Below are 18,135 nucleotides of genomic sequence, written 5' to 3'. Positions count from 1 at the left end.
ATATATAGAATGGAGATAACATGGAAAACAAAGTGATTCAGGACAGACTTGCACTTCTTCGGAAGAAGATGCAGGAAGAGGGCATTGATTTCTATATGATGCCCACAGCGGATTTTCATAATTCCGAATATGTAAACGATTATTTTAAAGTAAGAGAATATTTCTGCAATTTTACCGGTTCCAACGGCACACTGGTAGTCTGGAAAGACGGCGCGGGACTGTGGACTGACGGCAGATATTTCATCCAGGCAGAAGCAGAATTGGAGGGAACGACCGTAGAACTGTTCCGTATGTTACAGGAGGGAGTTCCCACCATCGAGGAACTCCTGGAGCAGAACATGCAGCAGGGACAGACTTTAGGATTTGATGGCAGAATTATCGCTGCCATGGACGGCAAAAAATACGAAAAGGTACTGGAAAAGAAGCAGATCCGCATCGCTTATGAGAAGGATCTGGCAGAGAGCATCTGGACAGACAGACCGGATTTTCCTGCCGGAAAAGTAACCGTACTGGATGAGAAAATCGCCGGTAAGAGCGTAGAGGAAAAACTGACAGAGACCAGAGAAAAGATGGCGAAGGACGGTGCCAATGCACTGCTTCTGACCAAACTGGATGATCTGATGTGGCTCTTCAATATCCGCGGTTGTGATGTGGAATGCAATCCGGTAGCAATGTCCTATGCCTATATTACAGAAGAGTCCGCAACTCTGTTTATCCAGCAGAAAGCACTGGATGCACAGGTGACGGAATACCTGGCAGCTCATCGTATCGAGGTAAAGGAATACGACACCGTCGTAGATTTCCTGAAGGCACTCCCTGCGGGCAATGCGATCCTCGTGGACAACAGATATTGCAGCTATACTTTATACAAGACATTGCAGAAGAATCAGAAGTTAGTAGAGGGCAAGAATCCCACCGAACTGTTAAAGGCCATTAAGAATCCGGTAGAGCTTGCGAGAATGCAGGAGATCTTTTTAAAGGACAGCGTGGCCGTAACGAAATTTATCTACTGGCTGAAGACCCATGTGGGCAAAGAGAAGATCACTGAGGTGACCGCAGCGGACTATCTGGAACAGAAGAGAAGAGAGATCCCGGAATTCTTAGATCTGTCCTTCCCGACCATCGCAGGTTACAAGTCCAATGCAGCCATGATGCATTACGAAGCAACCCCGGACAACTGTGCGACTCTGGAGCCGGAAGGAATGCTTCTGGTAGATTCCGGCGGACAGTATCTGGGAGGTACCACCGATGTGACCAGAACCATCGTTTTAGGTCCCATTTCCGAAGAGATCAAAAAGCATTACACCATGGTAGCAGCGGCAGTGATGCAGCTGACCCATGCACACTGGCTCTACGGCTGTACCGGACGGAATCTGGACATTCTGGCAAGACAGCCTATCTGGGATATGGACATTGATTACCAGTGCGGTACCGGACACGGCGTAGGTTATATTCTGAATGTGCACGAAGGTCCCCAGAACATGCGCTGGAGATTCACCGGAGGTATGGTGGAGGCAGTGTTTGAGGATGGTATGGATATCACCAATGAGCCCGGCATCTATATTCAGGGCAGCCACGGTATCCGCATCGAGAATGTTATGGTGGCGAAAAATGATGTGAAGAACGAGTATGGTCAGTTCATGCATTTCGAGACCCTGACATGGGTACCCATCGACAGAGAAGCCATTGATGAAAAGTATCTGAACGATACCCAGAAAAAGTATCTGCACGAGTATCAGAAGACTGTCTACGAGAAGATTTCTCCCTATCTGAATGAGGAAGAAAAAGAGTGGCTGGCCAAGGAAACCAGGGTAAAGTAAAGAGAATATAAAATCAGTATAAAATTTTTAGCGGTTTCTTGACTTTTTTACTGGGGTTTGAGATAATACAGACGATGTGGCAGAAGATAAAGACACACATAAATTTAAAGGAAAGAGGTTAATGTAAGATGGCAGAGATCAATTTAAGCAAGTACGGCATCACCGGAACCACAGAAATCGTTCACAATCCTTCTTATGAAGAATTATTCAAAGAAGAGATGAAGCCTGAACTGAAAGGCTACGAGAAAGGTCAGGAGACCGAACTCGGTGCGGTAAATGTTATGACCGGTATATATACAGGACGTTCTCCCAAAGATAAGTTCATCGTTGAAGATGAGAACTCCAAGAACACTGTATGGTGGACTTCTGATGAGTACAAGAACGACAACCATCGTATGTCTCAGGAAACATGGGCTGCTGTAAAGGATATCGCTAAGAAGGAACTGTCCAACAAGAGACTGTTCGTTGTAGATGCATTCTGCGGTGCTAATAAGGACACCCGCATGGCTATCCGTTTCATCGTTGAGGTAGCTTGGCAGGCTCATTTCGTAACCAACATGTTCATCAAACCCACCGAGGAAGAGCTGAAGAACTTCGAGCCCGATTTCGTAGTTTACAACGCATCCAAGGCTAAGGTTGAGAATTACAAGGAGCTGGGTCTGAACTCCGAGACTTGTGTAGCATTTAATATCACTAGCCGCGAGCAGGTTATTGTTAACACATGGTACGGCGGAGAGATGAAGAAGGGTATGTTCTCCATGATGAACTACTACCTGCCTCTGAAGGGCATTGCTTCCATGCACTGCTCCGCAAACACCGATATGAACGGTGAGAACACCGCAATCTTCTTCGGTCTGTCCGGAACCGGTAAGACAACCCTGTCTACCGATCCTAAGCGTCTGCTGATCGGTGATGACGAGCACGGCTGGGATGACAACGGCGTATTCAACTTCGAAGGTGGATGCTACGCTAAGGTTATCAACCTGGACAAGGATTCCGAGCCCGACATCTACAACGCAATCAAGAGAGATGCGCTGCTTGAGAACGTAACCGTTGATGCTGACGGCAAGATTGATTTCAACGATAAGAGCGTTACCGAGAATACTCGTGTATCTTATCCTATCAACCATATTAAGAATATCGTACGTCCTATTTCTTCCGCACCCGCAGCTAAGAACGTAATCTTCCTGTCTGCTGATGCATTCGGTGTACTGCCTCCTGTATCTATTCTGACTCCGGAGCAGACCCAGTACTACTTCCTGTCCGGTTTCACAGCTAAGTTAGCTGGTACCGAGCGTGGTATTACCGAGCCTACCCCTACCTTCTCTGCTTGCTTCGGCCAGGCATTCCTGGAGCTGCATCCTACCAAGTATGCAGAAGAGCTGGTTAAGAAGATGGAGAAGAACGGTGCTAAGGCATATCTGGTTAACACCGGATGGAACGGAACCGGCAAGCGTATCTCCATTAAGGATACCCGTGGTATCATCGATGCTATTCTGGATGGTGCGATCAAGACCGCTCCTACCAAGAAGATCCCTTACTTCGATTTCGAAGTTCCTACCGAGCTGACTGGTGTTGACACCGGTATTCTGGATCCCAGAGATACCTACGCTGATCCTTCCCAGTGGGAAGAGAAGGCAAAGGATCTGGCTCAGAGATTCATCAAGAACTTCGCTAAATACGAAGGAAATGATGCTGGTAAGGCTCTGGTTGCTGCTGGTCCTCAGCTGTAATCTTACTTTACAGACAAATGCAAATATGGAAGGCTGTCTCTTCGGAGACAGCCTTTTTTGCAGATAATAATATTGGTAAAAATTTCAGTTGTAAAATGGATCTCAACTCGCTATAATATACTTAACCTGAGATGTACGATAACTCTTACCAGTTTTGAACCTACATTTACTTTAAACGGGATTCCTATATTGCCAAGTGGCTGTCAAGCCCTCACTCCGCAAGGAGGATTGGAAGGGAAGGCAAAAGGTTGGTTGCGGTTACCCACCTAGCATTGCTAGGAGTCAAAAGGTAAGAGGCGGCATTTTGGGGATAACAATACAAAAGAGAGAGCAGTCCTTTGGGACTGCTCTTTTAAAGTCATAAAACAGATTCTGAATAGGCGGGAAATGATTTGAAGAAAAACAGACTGCTTGAGAATTATTATAAACTTTCCAGAGAACAGAGAATACAGTGGAAGAAATACCTGTGTGTGTTAGGTACAGCATTTCTTCTTTTTTTACTTCTGATAAATTTGTTATATAGCTGCGGTCGGGAGGAGCCGGGGGCACCGGAGACAGAAGAGGCCCTGCCTCAGCATATTCCAGTAGTACGGGAATTGAAAAACGTCTGGATCACGGAGGCGGAAGCTGGGCAGATCACTTTATTCTGTGACGGAGTAAGAGAGACCTATGATCTGGATACAGAGGCGAATGAGGCAGGCAGGCTGCCGACACCGGACCAGATGCAGGAACAGCTGGCAGATGTGGAACTTACGGATGACCTCGTGAGTGCCGTTATCCTGAAAACAGAGAAGTTCACAGGCCGGGTGCTGTCGGCAGATGAAAGCGGTATCGAGATCGAGGGCAGGGGCCGGATCCCGTTGGCTGAGGATTACAAAGGGTATCGCCTGTACCGGGAGCTTACCATGTGTACCACTGAAGATCTGCGATTCGGCTATATGGATGCGGACTTTATTCGTGAAAATGACGAGATCTGCGGTATCCTGCTGGCCAGAGAAGATAACATGGACAAAATCCGGGTATTGATCAAAACTTCGGATTTTTCGGATGTTTTGCACCAGACGGTGACACTGACGGCGGAAAGTGATTTTCTACTACAGTACGGAACCGGTGAGGAAATGCAGGAAGAATTGTTTTCCAGGGGAGACGAGGTGACCATTGACACAGACAGCGATTATTTCGTGGGAGAACGGATCCGTATAGTACCGACAGTGCTGACCGGCCGGGTACGGCTGATCAATGTGAATCGAAGTCAGGGAACACCTTCTTACAGAGGGCATATAGAGCTGCTGCGGACCGCAGACGGAATTGCAGTGGTAAATGAGCTTCCGCTGGAAGAATATCTCTACAGTGTAGTGCCAAGTGAAATGCCGGCATCCTACCCGCTGGAAGCCCTGAAAGCACAGGCTATCTGTGCCAGAACCTATGCTTACGGACATATGCTGCGGGCGGGCTATCCCCGGTACGGCGCCCATGTGGACGACAGCACTTCCTATCAGGTCTACAATAATATCACAGAAGCTGACAGTGCTACCACGGCGGTGAAGGAGACCTACGGACAGATGATCCTGACAGATGAAGGAACGGTGGCGAACACTTATTATTACTCTACCTCCTGTGGCGTGGGAACTACGGCAAATGTATGGAAGACAGCGGAGGCGGAGGCACTTGATTATCTGAAGAGCAGCCGGCTGAATCCGGAGAGCCTGATGCAGACGGACGGTGGGGTAATCGCGGCAGACAGCAATGAGGTAAACGGAGATGCAGGTCCAGAGGATCTGAGGGAAGAAGAGGCTTTCCGGGATTTTATCACGGAGACACATGCGGAAGATTATGAAGCGCAGGAAGGCTGGTACCGCTGGACATATACGGTAAAAGAGATTGATGTGGAACGGATAGTGGAGACGTTGAAGAAACGTTATGAAGCCAACGGAAAGTTAATATTGACCCTGAAGGACGATGACTATGTCAGTCAAAATATAAAAGCTTTTTCAAAAGTAAACGATATCTCCGTTGTAAAACGTGGCCCCGGTGGTGTGGCAGACGAAATGGTCATTGTCACGGACAAAGGAACCTTTAAGGTGATCTCGGAATATAATATCAGAGCAGTACTTTGTGACGGGGTTACGAAGGTGGTAAGGCAGGATGGTAGTGAGGTGGCCATGCCGAATCTCCTTCCCAGTGCATTTTTTGTGATTGAACCTAGCCATGATAAGAAAAATGTGGTAGGATATAACATTATCGGCGGTGGATTCGGTCATGGCGTGGGAATGAGCCAGAACGGTGCCAAAAATATGGCACTACAGGGGCTTGGCGCGGAACAGATCCTTAACTTTTTCTATGAAGGATGCGAGATATGCTCAGGACAATAATCAGCATCTGGCGTGATTTTTCCAGCCAGATGAAAAAACAGAATATCAGCGCTTATGCATCGAGTACAGCCTTTTTCCTGTTTTTGTCGGTGATTCCGATGCTGATGGTAGTCTGTGCGGTGATTCCTTATACCCCGGTGACGGAGCAGAATCTGGTCACGGCGCTGACGGATGTGACGCCGGATATTGCAGATGCCATGGTGGAGAGTCTGGTCGTTGATGTGTATGAGAGTTCTGTGGGAATTCTGCCGGTGGCTCTGATCGCTATGGTCTGGTCGGCGGCGAAGGGTGTCATGGCACTGATGCGGGGATTAAATGCGGTCAATGGTGTGGACGAGAAGCGTAATTACTTCGTGATCCGTTTTATTGCAAGCTTTTATACGTTGATCATGCTTGTAGTGTTGATTTTGTCACTGTTTTTCATGGTATTTGGTAATCAGCTGGTGGATATTGCATTACATAGGATTCCGCAGCTGCAGATGTTTGTGAGTCTCCTGATGAATTTCCGCTTTCTGTTTGTATGGGCGGTGCTGATCCTTTTGTTTGGCCTGATTTATACATATATCCCGGACACAAAGCTGAAATTCACGGAACAGGTTCCGGGAGCCTGCTTTGCTGCGGTAGTATGGAGTGTATTTTCCTGGGGATTTTCCATGTATGTGTCCTATGGAAATGGGTATAGTATTTATGGAAGTCTGACCATTATTGTGATCATTATGTTGTGGATGTATTTCTGCATGTATATCATTCTGATCGGTGCTTATCTGAACCGTTATTTCCGTCCGGTGAACCGGGTACTGGTGAATCATGCCAGCAGTAAGAGCGAACTGGCAAGAGAGAACCGTAGACGCATCCGGGAGATCAAGAAGATCCAGCGCAGAAAAAAACATTATACGGAGATCGACAGGGATCCTAAGGGGCAGGATGAAAATCTGACAGACAGGAATTGAACTGCGGACATAAATGTAGTACACTGATACGGAGAGGGCGAGGGACCTCTCCTGTTATGATTATAGTAAAAGAGTATCCGGAAGACGGATGCGGAAATGAGGATAAATATGGAAAAGAAAAACACCTGGGAGACCTATTCTTCCAAACAGTTAAAAGAGCTGGAGAAAATAAACGCACAGTATCGTGATTTCTTAGACAACGGTAAGACCGAGAGAGAGTGCATTGATACCATTGTCAATACTATTGAGAAGTCCGGTTACCGTGAACTGGAGAGTCTGATCAAAGAGGGCGCTGCTCTTAAAACCGGAGATAAGGTATACAGCGTATGGATGAACAAATCCATCGCCATGTTCCAGATCGGACGTAAGCCCATGACAGATGGCATGAACATCCTCGGAGCCCATATCGACAGCCCCAGACTGGATGTAAAGCAGAATCCCCTGTATGAGGATGGTGGATTCGCTTATCTGGACACCCATTATTACGGTGGCGTGAAGAAGTACCAGTGGGTGACCATTCCACTGGCAATCCACGGAGTCATCGTGAAAAAGGACGGCACCTGTGTAGAAATCAATATTGGTGAGAGCGAGGATGATCCTGTATTCTTCGTGTCCGATCTGTTGATCCATCTGGCACAGGAGCAGCTGGAGAAAAAGGCAGCAAAGGTTATCGAGGGTGAAGCCCTGGATATCATCGTAGGCAACAAGCCTCTGCTGATCGATAAGAAAGATAAGAAGAAGGACGAGAAAGAAGCCGGAAAAGAAGCAGTAAAGGCAGGTGTTCTGGATATTCTGAAAGAGACCTACGATATTCATGAAGAGGATTTCGTTTCCGCAGAGCTGGAGATCGTTCCTGCAGGAAAAGCAAGAGAAGCAGGCTTTGACCGCAGCATGACACTGGCTTACGGTCAGGATGACAGGGTCTGTGCTTACACTTCCATGCAGGCGATGCTGGACAGCGATGTGACCGACCGTACCATGTGCTGTATTCTGGTAGATAAGGAAGAAATCGGCTCCGTAGGTGCTACCGGCATGCAGTCTCATTTCTTTGAAAATGCCGTGGCAGAGGTGATGAATCTGGCAGGCGAATACAGCGAACTGAACGTGAGAAGATGCCTGGCACATAGCTGTATGCTGTCTTCCGATGTCAGCAGTGCTTTTGATCCTACCTATGCGTCCAGCTTCGATAAAAAGAACGTGGCATACTTAGGCAGCGGTATGGTCATCAACAAATTCACCGGAGCCAGAGGTAAGTCCGGTTCTAACGATGCCAATGCGGAGTATCTGGCACATTTGCGCCATATCTTCGACAAAGCAGAGGTGAACTTCCAGACTGCAGAGCTTGGTAAGGTCGATTTGGGCGGCGGTGGAACCATCGCATATATTCTGGCACTGTATGGCATGAATGTCATCGACAGTGGTGTGGCAGTGCTGAACATGCATGCACCGTGGGAAGCTACCAGCAAGGCCGATGTATATGAGGCATATCGCGGATATAAAGCATTTGTGGAAGGAGCGAGCCTGTAATGGCAGAGACGACCGAACTGAAAAAATCCGATTTTTACTTTGATCTTCCCCAGGAGCTGATCGCACAGGACCCGCTGGAGGATCGTTCTTCCTCCAGACTGCTGGTACTGGATAAAAATACGGGAGAGATCTCTCATCACATTTTTCGGGATATTATCGACTATCTGCATCCCGGAGACTGTCTGGTGTTAAACAACACCAAGGTGATTCCAGCGAGACTTTTGGGAGAACGGGAAGGTACCGGCGGACATGTGGAAGTCCTTCTATTAAAACGAAAAGAAGCGGATGTCTGGGAGACTCTGGTAAAGCCCGGCAAGAAATGCAAGCCCGGTCAGCGCCTGACCTTCGGGGATGGACTATTAAAGGCAGAAGTCCTGGAGACTGTGGAAGAAGGTAATCGTCTGATACGTTTTGAATATGAGGGTATTTTTGAAGAAGTGCTGGACAAGCTGGGAGAGATGCCCCTGCCTCCTTACATAACCCATAAGCTGAAGGATAAGAATCGTTATCAGACCGTTTATGCCAAATATGAAGGCTCCGCAGCAGCACCTACGGCGGGATTGCATTTTACGCAGGAATTGTTGCAGCAGATTGCGGACAAAGGCATTAAGATCGCTTATGTGACATTGCATGTGGGACTGGGAACTTTCCGACCGGTAAAGGAAGAGAACGTACTGGAGCATCATATGCATTCTGAGTATTATCAGGTGACGGAAGAAGCGGCGAACACCATCAATGAGACAAAGAAAAATGGTGGGCGTGTGATCTGCGTGGGTACCACCAGTTGCCGTACCGTGGAGAGCGCAGCGGACGAGCAGGGCATGGTACAGCCCGGCTGTGACAATACCGAGATATTCATTTATCCCGGATATCGTTTCAAGGTGCTGGATGCACTGATCACGAATTTCCATCTGCCAGAGTCCACACTGGTAATGTTGGTATCGGCACTTGCGGGAAGAGAACATATCCTGCACGCCTACGAAGAAGCAATCCGTGAAAAATACAGATTTTTCAGCTTTGGAGACGCTATGTTCATCGCTGACTTAAAAGGAGAAAAATAGTGGAAGAAAGAAGACGAAGCAAGCGTACAGAAATGAGTTCCACCCTGATGGTAAAGCGCCTGGACCAGGGAGACATGCAGGAAGTCAGCATAGACATCGTAGATGTATCTCCCAACGGAGTGGGCTTTTTGTGCAAGGAAGTGTTAAGTATCGGTGCAGTGTATGAATCGAAACTGAGGATTTGGACGCATGAAGTGCTGCATGCGTTCTTACAGATCGTCAGGATCGAAATGAAGGGAGATTCTTATACGTACGGGGCTGTCTTCATCGGAATGTCGGAGAGTGATGCGGCAAGAATCCGCGTATACCAGACGATTAACGACGATGAAAAACAATAAGAAAAAAATAGCAGTCAGTGTTGTGGCTGCTATTTTACTTGTACTGTTATATCTGTTGATTTTCGCTTTTTCTGGTCAGGACGGTGAGGAATCAGGCTCACTGAGTTCTATGATCTCGGAAAAATGTGCGGAGCTTCTGAATGCTATTTCCAGGAAACACTGGACACAGAATGTGATCAACAGTATGGCAGCTTATTTTGAACATCCAATCCGTAAACTGGCTCATTTCTCCGAGTATGCATGCATGGGAGTGCTGCTGTACGGTGTGTGGAGACCCTGGAAGGAGAGGAACCGGAAGCTGTATCTGCTGATCGTACTCTGGGTGTTTGTCTCCGCCGGAGCGGACGAGTTCCATCAGTTATTTGTCCCAGGACGCTATGGGTGTTTTGCGGATGTGGTGCTGGATACCTGTGGCGGTGCGTTTGGACTGCTCGTATGTGGCTGTGTGGAGAAAATAGTGCGGCGAAGGAAACAGAAGCGGAAAGATAAGGAAAAAGAGATCACTTTGTAGGTGATCTCTTTTTGTGTAGTGCGATGAGCCAGGTACAGGTTTTCTACTTCCTGTTGTGCAGACTGTAGCCCTTTTCGCAAAGAATCTTTGTGGATCTCTCGATGGCTTCTTCCTGATAGAATTCAATGCGCAGAACGCCGCCTTCGTACTCTCGGTTATGGACGATGCCGATGTTTTTGATACTGATATTTTTCAGGGCAAGAATCGTAGCCACGGCGGCAATCTCACCGGGTTCGTCGGCAATGTCAATGGTGATTGCATAAGAAGATTTTAACGGGCCGCTGGCAGTGTTGATGAAGGAATCCCGGTAGATTCTGGCACTGTCGAACAGTTCATACAGGTCATCACCGCTTTTGGCATTTAATTCCTGCTGAATCCCCTGCAGGGAAGCAATGTAGGAGGACAACAGTGTCGAGATATTTTCTGTATTGGTCAGGCAGATCTGCTGCCATACCGCAGCGGAAGAAGAGGCAATTCTGGTAATGTCCTTGAAACCTCCGGCAGCGATCATCTTCATCAGTCCGTCCGCAGAATCCTTGTCCCGCACCAGATTTACCAGAGATGCGGCAATGATATGGGGGAGATGACTGACAGCTGCAGTAACGTAATCATGCTGTGCCGGCTCCAGAATCATAGGGATGGCACCCAACTGCTGTACAAGATTTTTATAATCCGTGACTTTGTTTTCCGGAACGGAATCCGTGGGCGTGAGAATGTAATAGGCATTCTCCAAAAGAACGGCCTTGGAATTGATAAAGCCTATACGGTCACTTCCGGCCATGGGATGACCGCCGATAAACTGTCCTTCCAGACCGGCTTTTTTGATCTCTGTATGAATCTCACTCTTGACACTTCCCACATCAGTGAGCAGTGTCTTTGGTGAGAGAATTTCTTTTACAGCTGAGAGGTTCTCGTCATTTTTCTGTACCGGAGCACAGAGGAAAAGATAATCGCAGTCGGAGAAGGAAGCATCGATCCTTGTGGTGATCACGTTGGCAACACCACACTGGGCAGCCTCCCGCAGGGTATCTGCATTGATATCGTATGCAATGATCTGAGACTGAGGGAGATTCTGACGGATCGCCCGGGCGATGGAACCGCCGATCAGACCCAGACCGATAAAACCAAATGTAAGAGTACTCATGTAGATTTCCTCGATTCTGTTATTTGCTGCAAATAAATAGTATGACAAAGTCGGAAGATGTCCGTTTGTCCTTTAAACACTATAGCAAATTAACGTGCGAAAATCAAGAGAAGGAAATATTCTTTTCGGATTTGCTTGCAAGAGCTTTAGAAATATGGCAAGATGGAACTGTTCAAAAAGGATAAGGAGGAATTTGGTTATGCATTCACCTTTGGAAATTGCAAGAAATTATATAGAAGTCGGGATCCACAAGGTAAATCTGTCGATCTTTAAGACGATTCTGTTGGGATTTTTTGCCGGTATGTTCATCGGTTTTGCAGGAATTGCTTCGACTACGGCATCCAGCACCATCGGCATCGCATCGGTGGCGAAGCTGGTAGGCGCTGCGGTATTCCCAGCGGGTATGGCTATGGTACTGGTAGCGGGCAGCGAGCTATTCACCGGCAACAATCTGATCATACTGGCAGTGCTGGAGAAGAAAGTCACGGTATGGAAGATGCTGAAAAACTGGCTGTTTGTTTACATCGGCAACTTCCTCGGTGCGGCTTTTGTGGCAGTACTGGTAGTGGTGGGACGGACACCGGATCTTTTCGGAGAGCAGCTGGCACAGGCCATTGTTAATGCCGCGGCATCCCGGACAAATTTAAGTGTGGGTGAGGCTTTCGTAAGAGGTATCCTGTGTAATATTCTGGTGTGCATCGCGGTATGGATGTCCTTTGCTGCGAAGCGGGTCTCCGGCAAGCTTCTGACCAGTTACTGGCCCGTGATGCTATTTGTATTATGCGGCTTCGAGCACAGTATCGCAGATATGTATTTCGGTGTATGCGGTCTTCTGACAGCGCAGGTCTACGGCATTGCAGCAGAGAGCCTGACCTGGTTCAATTTCCTCGTAAAAGCCCTGTTGCCTATTACCCTTGGCAACATCGTTGGTGGTGCTGGGATCGTAGGATGCGGCTACTGGCTGGCATACCTCCACAGAACCCCGTACTCTGCAGATACTACAGCTGCCGAGCAGGAAGAGATTGATATTGCGGAAGAGTACTAAATTGAGAGTTAGTGAAATAATCCCGTAGCCCTTGGCAGGGTATAAGAAACGCGGCACGCTCGCGCTCTGTCGCAGAGCGTAGCGGTACATAAGCGGTCACAATACGACCGCTAAGTACCGACGTCTGCTTACGGCACTGCTTATTCTTATACCCAGCCGGGGCTACTGTTTTTTTAAAACTTTCCAAAATGCAGAACGCCCATGGCGGACGGAATGTCCTTCCGAGGATGTTTGTCGGGAGGTGGTGATATTTTCTCGAAAAGTGTAGAAAAACAGGGTGGAGCGAACAGGACGTTCGCGACAGGCGGACGTTGCCATGGATGGCAACTGGAGCCGTGCCCGTGCGGTTTAGAACCGCTACTCACTTTTCGTCAGAAAATTCCCACCGGGAGACCTTACATCGAGGAAGGACATTCCGTCCGCCATGGGCGTTCGTGGATTTGTTTCACTAACTCTCAATTTACCTGTCTTGTCCAATTATTCATGCTGCAAAGTTCTGACAACTTACAAAAATATGAAATAATTAACAATATTTACTTGTAATAGTAACATATATTTAGTAAAATACACGTAAGGGGTTAAAAATCCAATCCAACGGCTGGACAAAATACCCAAAATGCAGAATAAATGGAGGATGGGATATGAATATTTACACAACAGACAAGATCCGTAACGTAGTATTACTGGGCCATGGCGGCAGTGGCAAGACCAGTCTTGCAGAAGCCTTTGGTTATCTGTCAGGTATCACCTCCCGTATGGGCAAGGTAGATGACGGCAATACCCTCAGTGATTACAGTAAAGAAGAACAGAAACGTCATTTCTCTATCAGTACCTCCGTGATCCCCATTGAGTGGGAAGGATACAAGATCAATATTATTGATACACCGGGTTATTTTGATTTCGTGGGAGAAGTGGAAGAGGCAGTCAGTGCCGCAGGAGCAGCCATCATAGTAGTTAACGGCAAGTCCGGCATCGAAGTCGGCACCCAGAAGGCATGGGAGCTTTGCGAGAAATACAAGCTGCCCCGTTTTATCTATGTCTCCAACATGGACGTGGATAATGCCTCCTTCCGTCAGGTAGTGGAAGATATGACTAATCTGTACGGCAAGAAGATGGCACCGTTTCATCTGCCAATCCGTGAGAACGAGAAATTCGTAGGATACATCAATGTTATCACCGAGAGCGGTAACCGCTGGGAGGGTAAGGAAGTTGTTCCCTGTGAGGTACCGGATTACAGCCAGGCCAACCTGCAGATCTGCCGTGATACTCTGATGGAAGCCGTAGCCGAGACCAGTGAAGAATTCATGGAGCGGTATTTCGGCGGAGAGACCTTCTCTGAGGCAGAGATCCGTGCAGCACTCCGTACCAATGTCTGCGATGGCAGCATCGTTCCCATGACCATGGGTTCCAACATCCTGTGTCAGGGTATGTACACACTGTTAGATGATATTGTCAAATACATGCCCAGTCCCGAGAACAGAGAAGTGGCGGGCATCAATTTAAAGACCAATGAGATTTACCATGCGGATTACGATTTCGCCAAGGCAAAATCCGCCTATATCTGGAAGACCATAGTGGATCCTTTCATCGGAAAATACTCTCTGATCAAGGTAAACTCCGGTGTACTTAAGACCGACGACCTGCTGTACAACGTAGACCGTGACATTGAGGAAAAGATCGGCAAAATCTATGTACTGCAGGGCAATAAGCCCATTGAAGTCAGCGAGCTGCATGCCGGAGATATCGGAGCACTGGCGAAACTGACCGCAGCGAGAACCGGCAACAGTCTCTCTACCAAGGCCACGACCATCAAATATGGCAAGTTCGATATTTCCACTCCTTATACCTATATGCGGTATAAGCCGAAGAATAAGGCGGACGTGGATAAGATCTCCCAGGCATTGCAGAAGATGACCCATGAGGATCTGACCATCAAAGTAGTAAATGATGCAGAAAACCGTCAGACCCTGCTCTATGGTATGGGCGACCAGCATCTGGATATCGTGGTAAGCAGACTGCTGAACGAATACAAAGTAGAGATTGAGCTGTCCAGACCGAAGATCGCATACAAAGAGACTATCAAGAAACAGTCCGATGTGGAATATAAGTACAAGAAACAGTCCGGTGGACACGGCCAGTACGGTCATGTAAAAATGCGTTTTTCACCTTCCGGCGATCTGACCAAACCCTATGAGTTCGCAACAGAAGTCGTAGGTGGCGCGGTACCGAAGAATTTCTTCCCTGCGGTGGAAAAAGGTATTCAGGAATCCGTAGGCAGAGGACCTCTGGCGGCCTACCCGGTAGTCGGTGTCAAAGCGGTACTGTATGATGGATCCTATCATCCGGTAGATTCTTCGGAAATGGCATTTAAGACCGCGGCTATCCAGGCTTTCAAGAAAGGTGTCATGGAAGCAGGCCCCGTTCTGTTGGAGCCCATCATGTCCTTAAAGGTTACCGTGCCGGATGCCTATACCGGAGACATCATGGGAGATCTGAACAAGAGAAGAGGCCGGGTGCTGGGCATGACACCCATGAGCGGTGGCAAGCAGATCATCGAAGCGGATATTCCCATGAGCGGATTATTCGGTTATTGCACAGATCTGCGTTCCATGACCGGAGGCAGAGGGGATTATTCCTATGAATTCGCTCGTTACGAGCAGGCACCTTCCGACGTACAGGAGAAGGAAGTAGCGGCCAGAGCAGCAAAGGTTGCGGAGAACAATGCAGAAGACTAACGAGTAATTACATAACATACACAACAAAAAGAGACCGGTTGGCTTTCCGGTCTCTTTTTCGGTAGTGCGCAGTAAATATCATCGATATCGCTGCATCAGATTGATCAGTAATGTGATCCATGCAAACATGATTCATCACCTCTCGTATACAGCATATGCCCCGGCAGACGAAAATATGCAAAAAACCATGCGGATAGAGCCGCAGTCCTTGACAGTATCGGGAAAACACGATAAAATAATCGATAGTTTTTTAACGACTTGAGAACAAAAAATTTAAATAGAAAGCTTCTCATAGTTTAGGAGGAAATAATTATGGCAGTACCTTACAATCACAGAGAGGTAGAGAAAAAATGGCAGACTGTCTGGGATGATGAAAAAGCATTCAAGACTTCCGACGATTTCTCCAAGCCCAAATATTACGCACTGGTAGAGTTCCCTTATCCTTCAGGACAGGGATTACATGTAGGTCATCCGAGACCTTATACCGCACTGGATATCGTAGCACGTAAGCGCAGAATGCAGGGCTATAATGTGCTGTATCCCATGGGATGGGATGCATTCGGTCTCCCTACTGAGAACTACGCAATTAAAAATCACATCCATCCGAAGATCGTAACCAAGAACAACGTGGCAAGATTCAAGAATCAGCTGCATTCCTTAGGTTATTCTTTCGACTGGGACAGAGAGATCAACACCACAGATCCTGAGTATTATCACTGGACCCAGTGGATCTTCTTAAAGCTGTTCAAGGCAGGACTGGCTTACAAAACGGAGATGCCTATCAACTGGTGTACCTCCTGTAAGGTAGGTCTGGCAAATGAGGAAGTAGTGAACGGCGTCTGCGAACGTTGCGGTTCCGAAGTCATCCGTAAGGTCAAGAGCCAGTGGATGTTAAAGATCACCGAATATGCTGACAAGCTGATCCAGGGACTGGATACCGTAGATTATATCGAGCGTGTCAAAGTCTCCCAGAAGAACTGGATCGGTAAGTCCCAGGGTGCCGAGGTTGATTTCACCCTGACAGGCAAGGATGAGAAGCTGCGCATTTACACCACCAGACCGGATACTCTGTTCGGGGTTACTTACATGGTAGTATCTCCGGAGCATCCTGTTCTGGATAAATATAAAGATGAGATCAAGAACTGGGATGACATCGTGGCATATCGCGAGATGGCTGCGAAGAAGTCCGATTTTGAACGTACCGAACTGGCAAAGGATAAGACCGGTGTCTGCATTCAGGGCCTGACCGCTACCAACCCCGTGAATGGCAAGGAAATCCCTGTTTGGGTATCCGATTATGTACTGATGACTTACGGTACCGGCGCTATCATGGCAGTTCCTGCCCACGATGAGAGAGACTGGGAGTTCGCGAAGAAATTCGGTATGCCTATCATTGAAGTTGTTGCAGGGAGCCCTGTCAGCGTAGAAGAAGCTGTATATACCGATGTTGCTGATGGTACATTGGTCAATTCCGATTTCCTGAACGGCCTGTCTGTGGCAGAAGCCAAAGAGAAGATCATGAACTATCTGGAAGAGAAGGGCATCGGTAACCGCAAGACCAATTATAAATTAAGAGACTGGGTATTCTCCAGACAGCGTTACTGGGGTGAGCCGATCCCTATCGTACATTGCGATAAGTGCGGATATGTTCCCATTGATGAGAGCGAGCTTCCTCTGCAGTTACCCGATGTAGAGAGCTACATGCCTACCGATACCGGAGAATCTCCTTTGGCTGCCATGACTGACTGGGTAAATACCACCTGTCCCTGCTGTGGCGGTCCGGCAAAGAGAGAGACCGATACCATGCCTCAGTGGGCAGGTTCTTCCTGGTATTACCTGCGTTATACCGATCCTCACAATGACAAGGCACTGGCAAGTCCTGAAGCATTGAAGTACTGGCTGCCGGTTGACTGGTACAACGGCGGTATGGAACATACCACACTGCATCTTTTGTACTCCCGTTTCTGGCACAAGTTCCTGTATGATCAGGGCGTAGTACCTACTCCCGAACCTTACCAGAAGAGAACCAGCCACGGTATGATCCTGGGATCCAACGGTGAGAAGATGTCCAAGTCCCGTGGCAATGTGGTAAATCCGGACGATATCGTACAGGATTACGGTGCAGATACTCTGCGTACCTACGAGATGTTTATCGGTGCCTTTGATCTGAGCGCTTCCTGGAGTGAGGAAGGCGTAAAGGGCTGCCGCAGATTCCTGGAGAGAGTATGGAAGTTACAGGATATCCTGACAGACGAGGAAGGCTACAGCGCAGACTTAGAGACTAAGATGCACCAGACCATCAAAAAGGTCAGCAGCGATTTCGAGAACCTGAAGTATAACACCGCCATCGCAGCTATGATGTCCCTGATCAACGAGTTCTATAAGAAGAACACCATTACCAGAGGCGAATACAAGACACTGCTTACTCTGCTGAACCCCGTGGCTCCTCATATCACCGAGGAACTGTGGCAGACTGCCGGATTCGAGGGCAGACTGTATCAGGCAGCATGGCCTGAATTCGAGGAAGAGAAGACCGTAGAGAGCGTTGTTGAGATCGGTGTTCAGGTCAATGGCAAGATGCGTGTGACCATCAATGTTTCCAAGGATGAGACCAAGGAAAACGTCATCGCTATGGCAAAAGAAGCTCTGGGAGACAAACTGACCGGCAACATTGTAAAAGAAATCTATGTTCCCGGTAGAATCGTCAACATCGTAGCAAAATAGTTCAGCCATGGACAAATAAGTGAAATAAAATCATGCTTGCATGATTTTATGATCGAATATGTCCATGAGGTAAACGCCGTCTTATGAACAAAGGTAGTCACGTAGTGATGGAAAGCGTGATAACGCGACTTTGCGAATGGCGTTGGCTGAACGTTGAATAAAATAACTCTTGACA

Annotated in this window: 12 protein-coding genes and 1 other RNA gene; 12 read left to right on the top strand and 1 reads right to left on the bottom strand. The window is 47.8% G+C overall.

Annotation, left to right across the window (positions count from 1 at the left end):
* Positions 1–20: 20 nt before the first annotated feature.
* The 9 genes from ACLTOH_RS01330 (at position 21) to ACLTOH_RS01290 (ending at position 10,312) form a co-directional block, all read left to right on the top strand.
* Entirely contained in the window at positions 21–1,820 is a 1,800-nt protein-coding gene (locus tag ACLTOH_RS01330; protein ID WP_412223153.1) for an aminopeptidase P family protein, read from the top strand.
* 128 nt (positions 1,821–1,948) lie between these two features.
* Positions 1,949–3,553 (top strand): phosphoenolpyruvate carboxykinase (ATP), encoded by a 1,605-nt coding sequence (gene pckA, locus ACLTOH_RS01325; RefSeq protein ID WP_022311925.1) that lies wholly within the window; start codon positions 1,949–1,951, stop codon positions 3,551–3,553.
* Positions 3,554–3,673: 120 nt separating this feature from the next.
* Positions 3,674–3,868: non-coding RNA, 6S RNA (gene ssrS, locus ACLTOH_RS01320), on the top strand.
* Positions 3,869–3,945: 77 nt separating this feature from the next.
* Positions 3,946–5,925 carry a SpoIID/LytB domain-containing protein gene (locus tag ACLTOH_RS01315; protein ID WP_412223152.1) on the top strand — a complete coding sequence of 660 codons (1,980 nt, stop codon included), beginning with the start codon at positions 3,946–3,948 and terminating at the stop codon, positions 5,923–5,925.
* Entirely contained in the window at positions 5,910–6,875 is a 966-nt protein-coding gene (locus tag ACLTOH_RS01310; RefSeq protein WP_412223151.1) for a YihY/virulence factor BrkB family protein, read from the top strand. The genes ACLTOH_RS01315 and ACLTOH_RS01310 overlap by 16 nt, the downstream gene beginning before the upstream one ends.
* Positions 6,876–6,983: 108 nt before the next feature.
* Entirely contained in the window at positions 6,984–8,402 is a 1,419-nt protein-coding gene (locus ACLTOH_RS01305; protein WP_412223150.1) for an aminopeptidase, read from the top strand.
* A gap of 17 nt (positions 8,403–8,419) precedes the next feature.
* Positions 8,420–9,463, top strand: a complete 1,044-nt coding sequence (gene queA, locus ACLTOH_RS01300) for a tRNA preQ1(34) S-adenosylmethionine ribosyltransferase-isomerase QueA (RefSeq protein ID WP_227064067.1) — start codon at positions 8,420–8,422, stop codon at positions 9,461–9,463.
* The gene (locus ACLTOH_RS01295) at positions 9,463–9,801 is read left to right on the top strand and encodes a PilZ domain-containing protein (RefSeq protein ID WP_117464977.1); all 339 of its coding nucleotides are present in this window, start codon (positions 9,463–9,465) and stop codon (positions 9,799–9,801) included. Before queA ends, ACLTOH_RS01295 begins: the two co-directional genes overlap by 1 nt.
* Complete coding sequence (locus ACLTOH_RS01290; protein WP_227064064.1) at positions 9,788–10,312, top strand: VanZ family protein; 525 nt, start codon at positions 9,788–9,790, stop codon at positions 10,310–10,312. The genes ACLTOH_RS01295 and ACLTOH_RS01290 overlap by 14 nt, the downstream gene beginning before the upstream one ends.
* 43 nt (positions 10,313–10,355) lie before the next feature.
* Here the strand turns inward: ACLTOH_RS01290 and ACLTOH_RS01285 are convergent, their stop codons facing one another.
* Positions 10,356–11,456: a prephenate dehydrogenase gene (locus ACLTOH_RS01285; RefSeq protein WP_117464979.1), complete on the bottom strand. Its 1,101-nt coding sequence runs from the start codon at positions 11,454–11,456 to the stop codon at positions 10,356–10,358.
* A 199-nt stretch (positions 11,457–11,655) separates the two neighbouring features.
* On the opposite strand from ACLTOH_RS01285, the gene ACLTOH_RS01280 reads away from it, so the two are divergent.
* The 3 genes from ACLTOH_RS01280 (at position 11,656) to leuS (ending at position 17,960) form a co-directional block, all read left to right on the top strand.
* Complete coding sequence (locus tag ACLTOH_RS01280; RefSeq protein ID WP_118537236.1) at positions 11,656–12,501, top strand: formate/nitrite transporter family protein; 846 nt, start codon at positions 11,656–11,658, stop codon at positions 12,499–12,501.
* 641 nt (positions 12,502–13,142) lie between these two features.
* Positions 13,143–15,236 (top strand): elongation factor G, encoded by a 2,094-nt coding sequence (locus tag ACLTOH_RS01275; protein ID WP_117467169.1) that lies wholly within the window; start codon positions 13,143–13,145, stop codon positions 15,234–15,236.
* A 312-nt stretch (positions 15,237–15,548) separates the two neighbouring features.
* The gene (gene leuS / locus ACLTOH_RS01270; protein ID WP_412223147.1) at positions 15,549–17,960 is read left to right on the top strand and encodes a leucine--tRNA ligase; all 2,412 of its coding nucleotides are present in this window, start codon (positions 15,549–15,551) and stop codon (positions 17,958–17,960) included.
* Positions 17,961–18,135: the final 175 nt, after the last annotated feature.

The sequence above is a fragment of the Waltera sp. genome, assembly GCF_046969025.1.
In the GTDB taxonomy this organism is placed as follows: domain Bacteria; phylum Bacillota; class Clostridia; order Lachnospirales; family Lachnospiraceae; genus Acetatifactor; species Acetatifactor acetigignens.
This window is presented reverse-complemented; position numbering and strand designations above follow the sequence as displayed.